Here is a 14156-nt window from a genome sequence, read left to right on the forward strand (position 1 = left end):
TAGTTCAGTCTACGAAGTTAGTTGTTTTCTTTTTGAATGCGTTCCCAATTCAGTTCATCGCGTAGGTAAAGATTTTTAAGCGGCTGTATTGCCCAAAGAAGTTCTTGTGGCGACGCGGTTCCATAATCCTCTATGGTTTTGACTAGCTTTCCTGCCTGATAGAATCTGAGGGTAATGGTCTGCTGGTCAGTGCCTCCATCTTCATACCTGTCTTGATATTTGAGTATGGGTTGCTGCTCAAATTTTGAGAACACATAATCGACCAGTGGAAAAGAAGCCTGTGAGACGTATTTACCTTTGAGAGGCGTGTAGGCTTTCCCTTCAAAATTGATGTCACCTTTCTGAGAGATTGAAATGGAAAAGTTGGGACAAGTACCGAAACATCTAGAGGCGTCTAATTCTATACGGTCAAAATTTTCATAATTTTCAATGATTTGACGCTCATACCTTGTGGAATCGCCGCGTTTAACTAAGATAACAGAATCATCATTTTGTACGTCGAGAACTCCTTTCAGATAATATTTTTTTGTAATGGGGTTGTAAATCTCTAGTGAATCTCCACTTAAACGATAATCAGTTAAATGTCCATAGTATTTTAAACTTCTTCCACCACTACTATCGCTTACCACCTCTTGAAATCCTGTGTAGTTGTCATAACGATCATTGATGATTTGGAAACCGTTATATCTAAACGCTTGTGGCATTTGAGGGATCATTTCGGAATTGTCTTGTCTGGTATTGACATTTTTTACATCAGCGCCATGTTTTTCCAACCATTTACCTTGGAGGTCGATCGTTTGATCTGTTGAGGTCGATGCGCAACTCGCACACAAAATAACGATCGCAAGTATCTGTAAATACTTCATCTTTTCAATTTTTTGAAGTATAAAGAGTTTTACAGCTATAGCAAAATTGATTCTGTTAGTAGTACGTTAAATCCTACAATCTAAATCTGAAGAGTTATCTCTGAATAGCTTCGCCAATTTTGATTCCAAGAAAAGCCATAGGTATATAAGCGAGAACCAAATCTGCCACGGTAAACCAAAGCGGTCCAGGAATCATATAGTTCACCATAATGCCTCCCAGTAAAAAAAACGCGCCTACGATCCACGCAAATAGATTTTTACTTGTGGCTGCGATAAGGTAGGCCACCGTTGCACCTACCAATGTTCCCAAAGCGTGGGCAAGAAAAGGGAAAATAAAATGCTCGTCGCCCAGTGTTGCGCTGATTTCAGCATAAGCTTCCATATCTTGAGGGTTGACGCCATCGGGTAGGGGAATCAGCATCGGTCCTATGGTGACTAAACTCATATTTACCGCGCTACCGGCGAGCCAACCCACCACGAGCGCAGCAATGTTCCTAAAAATTTTCATGGTTCATTAATTGAACCGAAAAGGTAAGCTTTTTTCAAGAATGAAATCAGCAATCCATCTCCTTGCAGGGGTCATGCCCCCAATTCTTGAGACTGTATCTCCAGTCACTTTCTTTGATATCGCTATCGGGTTTCTGGGCTTTATGGCGGTTCACGTAGCCTACAACTTTTTGCATGTGGTCGTAATTCGTATCTGTAAGTTCGTCCTTCTTTTTGCGTTTGATCTTGATGATCTTTTTGGCGCTTTTGCGGCCTTTTGATTCGCCATCGCCGCTGTCCACACCTACTTCCTTTAACTTATCAGTCTCTAGCCAGTCTTCAATCTCGCTGGGAGTCATGTTTACCGCATCATAAAATTCATCGTAGATCTCATCTTTTGAATTGTCGATCATCTTTTTGTTTTCAAGATAGGCTATGACGCAAAACGCTGAGGTTATGGAGATGTTAAGTGGGAAATTTTTAGAAATAAGAGATTAGAAAAAAGATGAAAGAGGCCAAAGTGTTGTCATTCCGAAAGCGAGGGTAGGGGCTATCTAGAATTCCATGATTAACCAATGCCATTGATATGTAAATTAAAATATTCTCCGGTATCAATATTTACTTCCATTTGCCAGTAGCACCAACCTCCATCAGATACTTCTATAAAATAGTCCTTCCAGCTTAACTCGTGCTCAGTACCAGTTTCATTATCAACAACTATTATTGGCTTTGTTTCGCCAAGCAAGTCACAGAATGCATTAATAAAAATTACTCGTTGACCTTTATGATCAGTGTAAGGGATATATTGAAAATAAAAATAGCTTTCGATATTTGTGCGAGCTGTCTCGTTGAGACGATTAAACTTTCCATCTACTATAGCTTTTTGAATGGTTTTCCTAACTGATTTTATACCTTCTTTATTAGGCTTCCAAGTTAAATACCCTGATTCACTATTGAGATAGCTATTGAAATCTGAATCTAGCCAGATAGTTTCATGACTTGTTAGAAACGTCTCTTCAGAACCTTGAATAACTCCTTTTTCGTTTTGATTGCCACAGCTTAAAATGGTAAACAAGATCAGGAAGAGAAAAAGTCTGCGCATCCCTAAAAATAAAAATTCCAGCCCAGACATCTGCTGAACTGGAATATTTTAAAATTTTGACCTCGCTTTCGCGCGGTCGCTGAGCGGAGTCGAAGTGAAAGCGAACTATTTATCCAAAACCCATTCTCCCTTCTGTATCAGTGGAATGGCTTGTTTGTACTTAGTAGTCTTGGTCTCGCCAGTCATCACGTTTTTAATAGTGACCTTATCGTTACGGCCTATTTTAGGCTGATCGCGAGTGATGGTTTCAGTAACCGCTGGACGTTGCTGTTGCTGGCGGCTGGCTCCTGCACCAACTGCTCTGGCTTGAGCGGCCTGCTCATCGCTGTTGAGAACTTCCTCTTTTTGAGTGCTGGTTTTTTCTGCTTTGCGCTGTCTTGCCTCACTGATTGCATTAGCATCGCGAGTAGGTAAATCACCTTTAAACATAAAGCCAATGACATCTTTATTCACCTTATCGATCATTTCTTTAAAAAGCTCAAACGCCTCAAATTTGTAGATCAATAAAGGATCCTTTTGCTCGTGAACCGCAAGTTGCACACTTTGTTTCAACTCGTCCATCTTACGCAAGTGCGTTTTCCACGCATCGTCTATAATGGCAAGTGTGATGTTCTTTTCAAAATCAGTCACTAGAGTGCGACCTTCTGACTCATATGCATCTTTAAGGTCGGTAGCAACATTTAGTGTTTTGACACCATCAGTAAATGGAACGGCGATACGCTCAAACTTGCGTTCATCGTTTTCAACGACATTTTTGATTACTGGGAAAACTTCCTCAGCGGTGCGCTCCATCTTCTCTTTATAATGCTGGTAAGCAGCTTTATACAGCGTATCTGTAATTTGCTTGTCACTTTGCTTGCCAAACTCCTCCTCAGTCACTGGACTGCTCATGGAGAAGTAGCGTATGATTTCAAACTCAAAGTTTTTATAATCGGCAGCTTGTTTGTTACTTTCTGTAATGACTTCAGCAATGTCGTAGATCATGTTTGCAATATCTACTGCAAGACGGTCTCCAAATAACGCATTGTAACGACGCTTGTAAATCACTTCACGCTGCGCGTTCATCACATCATCATATTCCAGCAGTCGCTTACGCACACCAAAAGCATTTTCTTCCACTTTTTTCTGTGCACGCTCGATGGATTTTGAAATCATGCTGTGCTGGATCACTTCGCCTTCTTTCATTCCCAGGCGGTCCATGGTTTTTGCCATGCGCTCAGATCCAAACAATCGCATCAAGTTATCCTCAAGAGATACATAGAATTGCGAACTTCCTGGATCTCCCTGACGACCGGAACGACCTCTTAACTGACGGTCTACACGACGGGAATCGTGACGCTCCGTACCGATGATGGCAAGACCACCTGCAGCTTTCACTTCGTCACTTAATTTAATATCTGTACCACGACCAGCCATGTTTGTGGCAATGGTGATCTGGCTTGGATTACCAGCTTCAGCGACGATTTCTGCCTCGCGCTTGTGTTGTTTTGCGTTCAATACGTTATGCTCAATTCCAGCTCTCTGTAGTGTACGACTCAACAACTCAGAAATATCAACCGATGTCGTACCAATCAATACTGGTCTTCCCTGCTCGCGCAGCTTAGTGACTTCTTGTATTACCGCTCCGTATTTCTCACGCTTGGTTTTATAAACTTTATCCTGACGATCGTCACGAGCGATAGGTTTATTAGTAGGTATTTCTACCACGTCCAGCTTGTAGATTTCCCAGAACTCACCAGCCTCAGTCACCGCTGTACCCGTCATACCCGCAAGCTTCTTATACATACGGAAGTAATTCTGAAGGGTAATCGTTGCAAAAGTCTGCGTAGCGTCTTGAATCTTAACGTTCTCCTTAGCCTCGATCGCCTGGTGTAAACCATCGCTGTAACGACGGCCTTCCATGATACGACCCGTCTGCTCATCTACGATCATTACTTGTTCTTCCTTGACGATACCTTTTGGGGTACGTTTATCATGAGCCATCACCACATACTCAGTATCCTTCTCAAATAAGGTATAGGCTTTAAGCAGTTGGTTGAGGGTATGAATACGCTCTGACTTTATAGAGAACTCTCTAAAAAGTTCCTCTTTTTTCTCAGCTTCTTCTTCCTTAGAAAGACCCGCCGACTCGATGCGGCCTATTTCCAAACCTACTTCAGGCATCACGAAAAATTCTGGATCATCCTTCCCAGAAAGAAATTCAATTCCTTTATCAGTCAGTTCTACCTGATTGTTCTTTTCATCAATCACAAAATACAATCCCGCGTCTACCTTAGGCATTTCACGGTTGTTGTCTTGCATGTAGAAATTCTCCGTCTTTTGAAGCAAGGTCTTGATACCTTCTTCACTCAAGAACTTGATCAACGCCTTGTTCTTAGGAAGACCACGATACACTTGAAGGAGCAATCTTCCTCCTTCTTTGGTATCTCCCTCGCTTATTAACTTTTTAGCTTGTGCTAAAACTTGAGTCAGTTCCTTGCGCTGAACACCTACTATATTTTCCACTGGTTGCTTGAGCGTGTCAAACTCTTGACGGTCACCTTCTGGAACTGGTCCAGAAATGATCAGTGGGGTACGAGCATCATCAATTAAAACCGAATCGGTTTCATCAATAATCGCGTAATTGTGTTTGCGTTGAACAAGATCTTTGGTGGCGTGAGCCATATTATCACGCAAATAGTCAAAACCAAATTCATTATTGGTTCCATAAGTAATATCGGCTAGATAAGCTTTGCGACGTGCTTCACTATTTGGTTTATGATAATCGATACAGTCTATTGAGAGTCCGTGAAATTCAAACAGCGGTCCTATCCATGCGCTATCCCTTTTAGCAAGATAGTCGTTTACGGTAACTACGTGAACTCCATTTCCAGTCAATGCATTTAAGTAAACAGGCAGTGTCGCCACGAGCGTTTTACCTTCACCAGTTTGCATCTCGGCAATTTTGCCTTGGTGCAATGCCGTACCACCTATTAACTGAACATCATAGTGTATCATGTCCCAAGTGATGGGTTTACCAGCGGCATCCCATGAATTAGACCAGATGGCATCGTCACCATCCAAGCTTACATAATCTTTTTCGGCTGAGAGCTCACGATCTCGCGGAGTCGCAGTAACGCGCAGTTCTGTGTTGTGGAAGAATCTTTTTGCGGTTTCTTTTACGACTGCAAATGCCTCAGGTAGGATCTCGTCCAGTACCTTTTCTGCTTGCTCGTATGCTGTATCTTCCAGAGCGTCGATCTGGTTGTAGATTTCTTCACGCTGGTCTATGTCTTCCTCTTTGTCTGCCTGTTCTTTTAAGTCGGAGATGTTTTTGAGGGTTTCCGCTTTCGCGAAAGCGATCTTATCTTTAAACTCTACTGTCTTATTACGCAACTCGTCTATAGAAAGCTTCTCCATTTGAGGCTCCACGGCAAGAACCTGATCAACGAAAGGGCGTAACTCCTTAACGTCCTTCTGGGATTTATCCCCTACAAAAATTTTTAAAACGGAATCTAATAGTCCCATATAATATGTGGTTTGAAGCCTTCAAATATAAAGGCTGTAAATATCAATGTTTAACGCTGCGCAAAAGTACATGAATCATGCCGACTCACGGAATCTATAACAACTGACAAATGCGCATAAAAAAAGCCTCTCAAGGAGACTTTTTGTTTATGATCACGATGGATCGTTAGTACTCGTCCTCGTTCCAGAGGTAATCATCATCAGTAGGATAATCTGGCCAGATTTCTTGAATTGATTCATACAAATCACCCTCGTCCTCGATGGCTTGTAGATTTTCTACAACCTCAAGAGGAGCTCCAGTACGAATGGCATAATCAATCAGCTCATCTTTTTCTGCTGGCCACGGTGCGTCGCTTAAGTACGATGCTAACTCCAGGGTCCAATACATAGTATAACTCGTTTAGAATTTTTGCAAAAATAATCTTATGATGTTACTGTGCAAGTGAATTTAATTTTTTTGTCAAAAATAAATTTATGAGTCTCAACTTATTGTAATACAACTGACTACACGGACCTGTTAATGGGTGAATAAGCCTAATTCTCCTTACTTGGTATCCATTTGATCTCCTCTGCACCTAGATTATGTGACATTTTACGCCCGAGCATAAAGAGGTAATCAGACAATCTATTTAGATATTTTAAAACCATCTCATCTATGGAGGTATGTTCATTTAATTCTGATGCGAGTCGTTCTGCACGCCTGCAAACCGTCCGGGTAATGTGACAAAATGACACAGATTGATGACCTCCTGGAAGTATGAAGTGGGTCATTTGAGGCAAGTCAGCTTCCATTTTATCCATTTCTTGCTCGAGATAGGTAATGTCCTCTTCTTTGATGCGCGGAATATTAAGTCTCTGTTTCCCGTTTTTGAGCATTTCCTTTTCTGGAGGAGTAGCGAGAATAGCTCCTATGGTAAAAAGTCGATCTTGGATAGAGATAATAGTTGACTTTACGTGTGCATCCACAGGTTGATCTCTCAATAAGCCCATCCAGCTATTGAGTTCATCTACGGTTCCGTAGCTGTCTATGCGTAAGTTATGCTTTGGTACGCGAGTGCCACCATATAGAGCGGTGGTTCCCTTATCTCCAGTTTTTGTGTATATCTTCATGTTGCGTTTTGATCCAAAGATAGGGGATGAGCCTTTTATTTGAGGAGGATGGCATCATCTCAAAATTGTAATGCTTAAGACTAGTGATGCTTTGAATTCAGTTAATATTTATAATTTTACTTGCTGAGGGTATTGACGTTTCGATAGTTTGTGGATAATTCTTTTACGATAACCTCGCCTGCGAATTCTACGCTTATCAGTATTACGCTTGTTGAGCCCGATAAAGAACAACACCCCTACAAATAGTGCTGCCAAGGAAAACCATAACCCCATATCTACATTTTGTCAATAGTTCGATTTAATTTCTGTGTCAATATACTATTTTACTAAAAGTAATGTCGTCAGGGTAAATCAAAAAACGAGTCGTATCCCTACAACTCGTTTTTGAAAAAAGTATGGGAAAGTTTAAAACTTCAAATCTACTTCCACATCAAAATTATCGTGAATCAGATTATCGCCCAGGCTTTTAAAAAAGCTTTTTGAGCCATATTTTACATTGTATTTGCTGCGATCAATGGTAAGCGTTGTGGTTGCACCATTCTCACTCACTTCTAAAGGAAAGCTTACGGGATGCTTAATTCCCTTAACCGTAAGATCTGCTGATACTTGATAGTGCTGGCCTTGAGATTGAACATCAGTTATTTTTAAATGAGCGATGGGATGTTGCTCAACGCTAAAGAAATCATCACTTTTTAAATGCCCCTCAAGCTTTGCCTGCATATCACCAGTAAGGTCAGTTACCGCTATGGTATTCATGTCAATTTCAAATTTACCTCCCACTAATTGATCATTATCAAATTGAAGCTCGCCATTTCTTAGGTGAATAGTTCCTTCATGAGATCCACCTATCTTTCTTCCTGTCCATTTACTGATGCTGGAAGTAGGGTCAATTGATTTTGAGAAGTTACTTTTTAAAGATTCCATAATTTAATTGTTTAAACGTTAATTGTGTATACAAGTAATTGTAAATTTTTTTAGATTTTATTTAAAAGTTCAATTAGCAAATTCAGATCCTCATCTGATGTTTCTTTGAGGATATCAGCCTCAGACGCTTCCACTTTTTTATCGATTTTTGAAAGTAGATCTAATCCATCTTGGGTGATCGTAAGCTCGATCTGTCGTCTATCAGTAGGACATTGAATTCTCTTTACCAAATCCTTAGTTACCAACTTGTCAATAACCCTGGTAGTATTAGAATTGTTGTGGATCATGTCCTTACTTACATCCTGAAGGCTTGCTGCTTCTCCTTTTCTGCCTCGTAAAATACGGAGTACATTAAACTGCTGTATAGTTAATTTTTCTTGTTTCAAGGTCATTGAAACGGCTTCTGTAAACTCAGTACCTTTCTTTACTACGGTTGTGATTAATTTTCTATTAAGTGATGCTCGATCCATTAAAAACAATAACAATAATTGTGGGTACAAACTTATTTGTTTTTCGATTAATGATCTACAACAGACTGTTAAACTTAGAAACACTAATATTGTAATTCAAATCCCTTTGAAATTGAGTTATGAAAAAATTGATTTTTATTTTTGTGATATTATGCACTTCTCTGACTTACGCTCAAAATAATAATGCTTTTGGATTAAGAGCAGGTTTGGGCTATGGTTCTACAGGAGATCTATCTACTGATCTTGAAAATATTGAAGATCCAGATGGTAACGTGGGTTATCAATTTGGGTTCTTTGCAAAATTTGATTTAGGTCCCGTATACCTTAGACCAGAATTGCTTTATTCTCGACTTTTCTCAGATTATAGTGAAGGTAGATTTGATCTGGAACAGATCAACGCGCCCGTGTTAATAGGAGTAAATGTGGTAGGCCCATTGAACCTTTTTGCGGGTCCATCGTTAAATTATACCCTAGATACAGAATTTGAAGAAAATGTAAGGGCTGGGAATAGATTTGATTTTGAGGATATTGAAGATCGATTTACCGTGGGGGTGCAATTTGGTGCTAGTGTTTATTTCAATAACCTAGAAGTAGGTTTACGTTATGATAGAGCCTTGAATGAGAATGAAGCTAGATTTGTTGGGAACAATGGACTCGGTGAGAGGCGTATCGATTCTAGAACAGAACAATTTATTCTAGCACTCAGTTTACAACTTTAAGAATTACTTTCTACGAGATGTTTAGGCAGGTTGTTTCCTGCCTTTTTTATTGCATGAAATTTCCTTTTCGGACAGATTTTAAATCCAAAGCATTAACAGCATTCCCTTCTAAACCTATTACATTTTTAGAAACAAACCGTATGCTTTCATCATAATAAAGTGGTACAACTGGTGCCTGATCAATTAGTATGCTGTCCATTTTACGGTAGAGTTGTTTGCGCTGCTCAGGATCAGCGACCCGCTGGCTATTTAAATATAAACTATCAAAAGTCTTATTTTCAAAAAAGGTGTAGTTACTACCACTTGGAGTGTGATTTTCTGAATAAAAAAGAGCGAGATAATTCTCTGCATCAGGGTAGTCTGCGATCCAGCTACTTCTGAAGGATTCTAATTTTCCGGTCTTGCGCATCTGCCTTAATGTAGATGGTGGGAGTACTTCGACTTCCACAATCAATCCTATTTTCTGCAGTTCCTGCTGTATGAATTCGCAAATATCGAGATAATTCGCACCGGTGCTGATCTTAACAGTAACTTGATCGACGTTGTTCTCAGCTTTATAGGCGTCCACTAGAGACTGGGCTTCCTTTTGATCGTAAATAAAACCTGATGCATTGCCTCCGGCAGGTAATCCCAATGGAATAAATCCAGAAGTCGCCGGTCGACCTATATTATTTTTCAAATAACGGATCATCTTATGACGATCAAATCCCAAGTTGATCGCTCGTCTTATTCTTATATCTTGAAGAGGCCCTTCGTTTTTCAGGTTCAGTCCGAGATATTCCGTATTCAGGAAAGGTTGTTTTACAAGATTGACTTGTGATTTATACTTTGGTTTGAGCGTTCCATTACTCATTAGCAATTCATCCTTGTAACTAGGGTCTAGTGCGTTGATAAAATCAAGATTACCTTGAACAAATTCCAGAAACTCACTTTGTTTGTCTGGCTTAAATGTAATGGCAACGGCTTCTAGATAAGGAAGATGGTTCCCCTCAGAATCTTCCTCGTGATAATGAGGATTTTTACGGAGTACCATTTTTACATTTTCTTCCCAGCGTTTCAGGTAAAATGGCCCTGTACCGATGGGATTGCTTCTGAATGCGTGCTCTTTATCTTCGACAACCTCTTTAGGTATGACTGAACAGTATTTCATGGTCAATATTCCTAAAAAGGCTGGATTAGGTTGTTTCAGTTTAATTTGAAGCGTGTGTTCATCTATGGCTGTCATCTCTTCAACTGCTGCCATGGTCCAGGCTCCGGGCGAAGCAACTTCTGGATCGGTTAATCTGGAGAGTGAATATTTGAAGTCCTCAGCATTTACGGTCCGCATATTTGACCTTCCATAATTTCCATCAAGAATTCCATCATCACGAGGTTCTACAAATAAGAGCTCGGTATTATGAAAATGAATATTTCGCTTTAAGCGAAAAGTATAAAGCGTACCGTCTTCACTGATGTCCCAAGACCCTGCGAGATCCGGAACCACGTTGAGATCTTTATCTAATCGCACCAATCCATTATAAAGCTGGTTGCAGACCCAAATGTTGCGCTGATCCTTTGCAAAAGCGGGATCCAGAGTCGTCACATTGGCATGCTCATTATATCTGAAAACGGTAGCAGGATCTATAGCTTCTGAGTCTGACTGACAGCTTTCTAAACCCAAAAAAAGCGTACAAAGCAGTAAGAGTAAAATCGCCAGATTTCCCTTTTTATTCATAAAACAAACCTATTTGATTTCGCACCTCGTCCAGTTGAGCATGTAGCGCTAAACTATCATCCCAACTCACTTTATCACTCTGTACTTTTCCTTGATGGATACAATCTCTAACTTCTTCAATCTCATGATAGTAACCCTCGCCCTGGTGAGGTACGTTCATTTCTTGAGCTTCACCGTGATTATCTGTTAAAGTAAGACGGGAGCAATGATGAAATGGTTCATGCATCTTGAGGATTCCATCTGTACCTTGAATAATGGCCTCAACGGTTGCTTTATGCTCAAAGCTACTGTAGAGCGTTCCACTGGCGTCACCATATTTGTAAATCATGTTGACTCTGCGGTCAACTCCGTTTACTATTTCTGCTTTAGCAAATATTTGATCAGGTTTCCCTAAAAGCAAATTGCATAGATACATGGGATACAGACCTATGTCTAGTAAAGAGCCGCCTCCTAAGTTCTTTTGTGTCAATCTTCCTTCACTTTGAGGATTTACATAGAAACCGAAATCTGCTTTCACATGTTTTACTTTTCCTATCGCACCTTTATTGATTAATTCAAGCGCTTTTTTCACGCCGGGAATAAATCGGGTCCAGAGCCCCTCCATCAAGAATAGATTTTTCTCGCGAGCCAGACTGATCATTTCTTGAACTTGCTTACTGTTCATGCCCATGGGTTTTTCACAGATCACCGCTTTCCCAGCCTCTAAACATTGTATGGTAAGTGAGTGATGAAATACATGTGGTGTAGCAATATAGATCACATCCACCTCCTCATTTTTCATGCAATCCTCATAACTATCGTGGTGGTGTTTTACGTTGTACGCTTTCGCGAAAGCGGAACTTTTATCCAGCGATCTCGACCCTACTGCTCTCAACTCCACACCATCAACCATGGCAAGGTCGTGCGCAAATTTGTGTGCTATTTTACCTAATCCTATTATACCAAATCGTACCATCAATTTTTTAAAAAAATTAAAGGTACTGGAATTGAGTTGTTGTTTCAGGAAATGCATGGTCGAATGTAAGTTTTAAAGAGCTCGTGACAATTCAGTAATAGAAATCCACAACTCAGTAGATTGTAGTTTACGCGGTTAGAGTCGCGCTGCATATTTGTATCAACAAAAACAAACAAAACTTTATATCATGAAAACTTTATTTACAACTATTATCGCTCTTATCATCGCAACACTAACTTTTGCTCAAGATGGCAATACCATAACCGTTCAAGTCCTTAATGCAACGAGTGATGAGGGAACTATCGAGTACGGCATCTATGACCAAGACACCTTTATGAAAGCGGCTCCAGTATTCTCAGCCTCTGTCGAAATTAAAGACGGTAAGGCAGTCGCCGTTTTTGAGAACGTACCAGAAGGAGATTATGCAATTATGGCTTTACACGATTTAAACGGCAATGGTAGAATAGACTTTGAGACTAACGGTATGCCCAAAGAAGCTTATGGAATGAGCAACAATCCCATGAGTTACGGTCCTCCTACCTGGGCAGATGCTAAAATTACGATAGATAAAGATCAAGAAATTTCTATCAGATTGTAACTGGATAGAGGTATTTAGATTCATAACCGTCAGGGAAAACTTGGCGGTTTTTTGTGTGTTAATTATATATCAAGTGCATACCCACAAGTAGATGACCGCTTTACTTTAGTGCCATGAAGATATTACTGACAGGAGCAACAGGATTAGTGGGGTCTAAACTCGTTGAGTTACTCATAAGTGAAGGGCATGAGCTTCATTATCTTACTACAAGAGAAAGTGCCATAGAAAACGAATTAAAATACAAGGGTTTTTTATGGAATGTTCAAGAAATGACCATCGATCACAAATGCCTGAAAGGTGTCGATACGATCATTCACTTAGCTGGCGAGACTGTTTTCCAGCGCTGGACGGAGGATGCAAAAAAACGTATCATGGATAGCCGTGTGGACAGTACACAACTTTTGCTCAACCTTCTACAAGAAAACGAGCATCAAGTGGAACAGGTGATTACTGCCAGTGCCATAGGTATCTATCCTGATCAGCAAGATGGAGCAGCCATGCGCGAGAACGAGGTGCCTCCCACGGCAGATAATTATCTTGCCGATGTCTGTATAGCATGGGAGAGTATGGGAATGCAGTTTGCAGAGATGGGACTGCGACACGCCATAGTACGTATAGGTATCGTTTTGGCAAAAGACGGTGGAGCTCTGGAGCAAATGGCTAAGCCAGTTAAACTATATGCCGGAGCAGGCTTTGGCAATGGTAAAATGTGGCAAAGCTGGATTGCGATTGATGATTTGGCTGGTATTTTCAAACATATTGCTGAAGAAGAACTTGAAGGTGTTTTTAATGGAGTGGCACCGCATCCTGTACGCAATAGGCCCATGATTGAATCAATAGGTAAAAAACTGGACAAACCTGTTGTTTTACCTAATGTGCCCAAATTTGTGATGAAGCTTATGCTTGGTGAGATGGCAGCAATAGTATTGAGTAGCCAGCATGTGAGTAGTACAAAAATTGAAGAAACTGGATTTGTTTTTGAACTTCCCAATTTGGAACAGGCTCTTGAGAGGTATCTCTAATTTAAAGAGGAGATAACCTTTTAATTAGATCTCAAAATTATCTATATTTAAATATTGACTTACCATAGATGATTATTGCATACCCTAAATCAGATAAAACCTCCTTCAGCCCTCAGCAACTTGAAGTTCGTATAAATGGCCAAAGAAAAGGCGCCTTACAAAGAGGTAGAAATCAAATTTCCAGAAAATAAAACCATTACACTAAAATCGGGTATGCTGTGCAAGTTAGAAATTAAAGGCATGGCTGGAAATCGTTATGAGGTAGAGGGAAACTGGTATTTCAGAAATAGTAGCTTTTTAACCTCAGCGCTAGTTGTGATTTATATAATCACCATGAATTTAATCCTGATGAGGTTTGACTCTCAGGGTATCTGGAAATATGTGATAACAATTATTATCAGCCTGTTGTTTTTTGTGAGTATTTTCAATTTTTTTTCAAAGCTGTGCAAATTCGAGTTGGTTGAAATGAATTGAGCCACCATAATGGCTAGACTTCTATTATTTTTTCCCATCTAATATATATCTGACTCCACACCCTTCACGAGCTATGCTGCTTTGCCTTCTAGAGTTTTTCTATTGATTGTTCTGTTTCCGTCTTTTGAAGAGCTTTTTCTTTAAATGCAGACGATTTTATTTAAATATAGCGTAATTCAATTAGTTAGTGGAGAGCCTCTATATTTCTT

General features: G+C 40.1%; 15 protein-coding genes. 4 read left to right on the top strand and 11 right to left on the bottom strand.

What is annotated here, in order from left to right; translation table 11 throughout:
• Positions 1 to 17: 17 nt before the first annotated feature.
• The 9 genes from BST97_RS14620 to BST97_RS14660 form a co-directional block, all read right to left on the bottom strand.
• Positions 18 to 866, bottom strand: coding sequence for a DUF6438 domain-containing protein (locus BST97_RS14620; protein WP_085767931.1), 849 nt, complete (start codon positions 864 to 866; stop codon positions 18 to 20).
• Between the two features lie 94 nt (positions 867 to 960).
• The gene (locus BST97_RS14625; RefSeq protein WP_085767932.1) at positions 961 to 1374 is read right to left on the bottom strand and encodes a hypothetical protein; all 414 of its coding nucleotides are present in this window, start codon (positions 1372 to 1374) and stop codon (positions 961 to 963) included.
• Between the two features lie 46 nt (positions 1375 to 1420).
• Positions 1421 to 1765 carry a DUF3140 domain-containing protein gene (locus BST97_RS14630; RefSeq protein WP_085767933.1) on the bottom strand — a complete coding sequence of 115 codons (345 nt, stop codon included), beginning with the start codon at positions 1763 to 1765 and terminating at the stop codon, positions 1421 to 1423.
• A gap of 155 nt (positions 1766 to 1920) precedes the next feature.
• A complete protein-coding gene (locus tag BST97_RS14635; protein WP_085767934.1) occupies positions 1921 to 2484 on the bottom strand; it encodes a hypothetical protein in 564 nt (187 codons plus the stop codon).
• Positions 2485 to 2559: 75 nt separating this feature from the next.
• On the bottom strand, positions 2560 to 5961 hold the full coding sequence (secA, locus tag BST97_RS14640) for a preprotein translocase subunit SecA (RefSeq protein WP_085767935.1): 3402 nt from the start codon (positions 5959 to 5961) through the stop codon (positions 2560 to 2562).
• A 166-nt stretch (positions 5962 to 6127) separates the two neighbouring features.
• Positions 6128 to 6349: a DUF2795 domain-containing protein gene (locus BST97_RS14645; protein ID WP_015360681.1), complete on the bottom strand. Its 222-nt coding sequence runs from the start codon at positions 6347 to 6349 to the stop codon at positions 6128 to 6130.
• Positions 6350 to 6495: 146 nt separating this feature from the next.
• Entirely contained in the window at positions 6496 to 7071 is a 576-nt protein-coding gene (locus BST97_RS14650) for a cob(I)yrinic acid a,c-diamide adenosyltransferase (protein ID WP_085767936.1), read from the bottom strand.
• A 405-nt stretch (positions 7072 to 7476) separates the two neighbouring features.
• Positions 7477 to 7995 (bottom strand): YceI family protein, encoded by a 519-nt coding sequence (locus BST97_RS14655; RefSeq protein WP_085767937.1) that lies wholly within the window; start codon positions 7993 to 7995, stop codon positions 7477 to 7479.
• A 50-nt stretch (positions 7996 to 8045) separates the two neighbouring features.
• Entirely contained in the window at positions 8046 to 8495 is a 450-nt protein-coding gene (locus BST97_RS14660) for a MarR family winged helix-turn-helix transcriptional regulator (protein ID WP_245833591.1), read from the bottom strand.
• 89 nt (positions 8496 to 8584) lie between these two features.
• Here BST97_RS14660 and BST97_RS14665 point away from each other — a divergent pair, with 89 nt between their 5' ends.
• Positions 8585 to 9184 carry a porin family protein gene (locus BST97_RS14665; RefSeq protein WP_085767939.1) on the top strand — a complete coding sequence of 200 codons (600 nt, stop codon included), beginning with the start codon at positions 8585 to 8587 and terminating at the stop codon, positions 9182 to 9184.
• Between the two features lie 46 nt (positions 9185 to 9230).
• Here the strand turns inward: BST97_RS14665 and BST97_RS14670 are convergent, their stop codons facing one another.
• Together BST97_RS14670 and BST97_RS14675 are read right to left on the bottom strand one after the other, a co-directional pair.
• Positions 9231 to 10898, bottom strand: coding sequence for an ABC transporter substrate-binding protein (locus BST97_RS14670; RefSeq protein WP_085767940.1), 1668 nt, complete (start codon positions 10896 to 10898; stop codon positions 9231 to 9233).
• The gene (locus BST97_RS14675) at positions 10891 to 11910 is read right to left on the bottom strand and encodes a Gfo/Idh/MocA family protein (RefSeq protein ID WP_085767941.1); all 1020 of its coding nucleotides are present in this window, start codon (positions 11908 to 11910) and stop codon (positions 10891 to 10893) included. Before BST97_RS14675 ends, BST97_RS14670 begins: the two co-directional genes overlap by 8 nt.
• 130 nt (positions 11911 to 12040) lie before the next feature.
• On the opposite strand from BST97_RS14675, the gene BST97_RS14680 reads away from it, so the two are divergent.
• The 3 genes from BST97_RS14680 to BST97_RS14690 all read left to right on the top strand — a co-directional run bounded on the left by BST97_RS14680 (position 12041) and on the right by BST97_RS14690 (position 13947).
• A complete protein-coding gene (locus BST97_RS14680; protein ID WP_085767942.1) occupies positions 12041 to 12451 on the top strand; it encodes a DUF2141 domain-containing protein in 411 nt (136 codons plus the stop codon).
• A gap of 113 nt (positions 12452 to 12564) precedes the next feature.
• Positions 12565 to 13473: a TIGR01777 family oxidoreductase gene (locus tag BST97_RS14685; protein ID WP_085767943.1), complete on the top strand. Its 909-nt coding sequence runs from the start codon at positions 12565 to 12567 to the stop codon at positions 13471 to 13473.
• Between the two features lie 135 nt (positions 13474 to 13608).
• A complete protein-coding gene (locus BST97_RS14690) occupies positions 13609 to 13947 on the top strand; it encodes a hypothetical protein (protein ID WP_085767944.1) in 339 nt (112 codons plus the stop codon).
• The last annotated feature ends 209 nt before the right edge of the window (positions 13948 to 14156 follow it).

The sequence above is a fragment of the Nonlabens spongiae genome (assembly GCF_002117125.1).
Classification (GTDB): domain Bacteria; phylum Bacteroidota; class Bacteroidia; order Flavobacteriales; family Flavobacteriaceae; genus Nonlabens; species Nonlabens spongiae.

Excerpts from the sequence above, each read along its gene's own strand:
- BST97_RS14620 (WP_085767931.1), bottom strand. The coding sequence starts at position 866 with ATGAAGTATTTACAGATACTTGCGATCGTTATTTTGTGTGCGAGTTGC.
- BST97_RS14625 (WP_085767932.1), bottom strand. The coding sequence starts at position 1,374 with ATGAAAATTTTTAGGAACATTGCTGCGCTCGTGGTGGGTTGGCTCGCC.
- BST97_RS14630 (WP_085767933.1), bottom strand. The coding sequence starts at position 1,765 with ATGATCGACAATTCAAAAGATGAGATCTACGATGAATTTTATGATGCG.
- BST97_RS14635 (WP_085767934.1), bottom strand. The coding sequence starts at position 2,484 with ATGTCTGGGCTGGAATTTTTATTTTTAGGGATGCGCAGACTTTTTCTC.
- secA (WP_085767935.1), bottom strand. The coding sequence starts at position 5,961 with ATGGGACTATTAGATTCCGTTTTAAAAATTTTTGTAGGGGATAAATCC.
- BST97_RS14645 (WP_015360681.1), bottom strand. The coding sequence starts at position 6,349 with ATGTATTGGACCCTGGAGTTAGCATCGTACTTAAGCGACGCACCGTGG.
- BST97_RS14650 (WP_085767936.1), bottom strand. The coding sequence starts at position 7,071 with ATGAAGATATACACAAAAACTGGAGATAAGGGAACCACCGCTCTATAT.
- BST97_RS14655 (WP_085767937.1), bottom strand. The coding sequence starts at position 7,995 with ATGGAATCTTTAAAAAGTAACTTCTCAAAATCAATTGACCCTACTTCC.
- BST97_RS14665 (WP_085767939.1), top strand. The coding sequence starts at position 8,585 with ATGAAAAAATTGATTTTTATTTTTGTGATATTATGCACTTCTCTGACT.
- BST97_RS14670 (WP_085767940.1), bottom strand. The coding sequence starts at position 10,898 with ATGAATAAAAAGGGAAATCTGGCGATTTTACTCTTACTGCTTTGTACG.
- BST97_RS14675 (WP_085767941.1), bottom strand. The coding sequence starts at position 11,910 with ATGCATTTCCTGAAACAACAACTCAATTCCAGTACCTTTAATTTTTTT.
- BST97_RS14680 (WP_085767942.1), top strand. The coding sequence starts at position 12,041 with ATGAAAACTTTATTTACAACTATTATCGCTCTTATCATCGCAACACTA.
- BST97_RS14685 (WP_085767943.1), top strand. The coding sequence starts at position 12,565 with ATGAAGATATTACTGACAGGAGCAACAGGATTAGTGGGGTCTAAACTC.
- BST97_RS14690 (WP_085767944.1), top strand. The coding sequence starts at position 13,609 with ATGGCCAAAGAAAAGGCGCCTTACAAAGAGGTAGAAATCAAATTTCCA.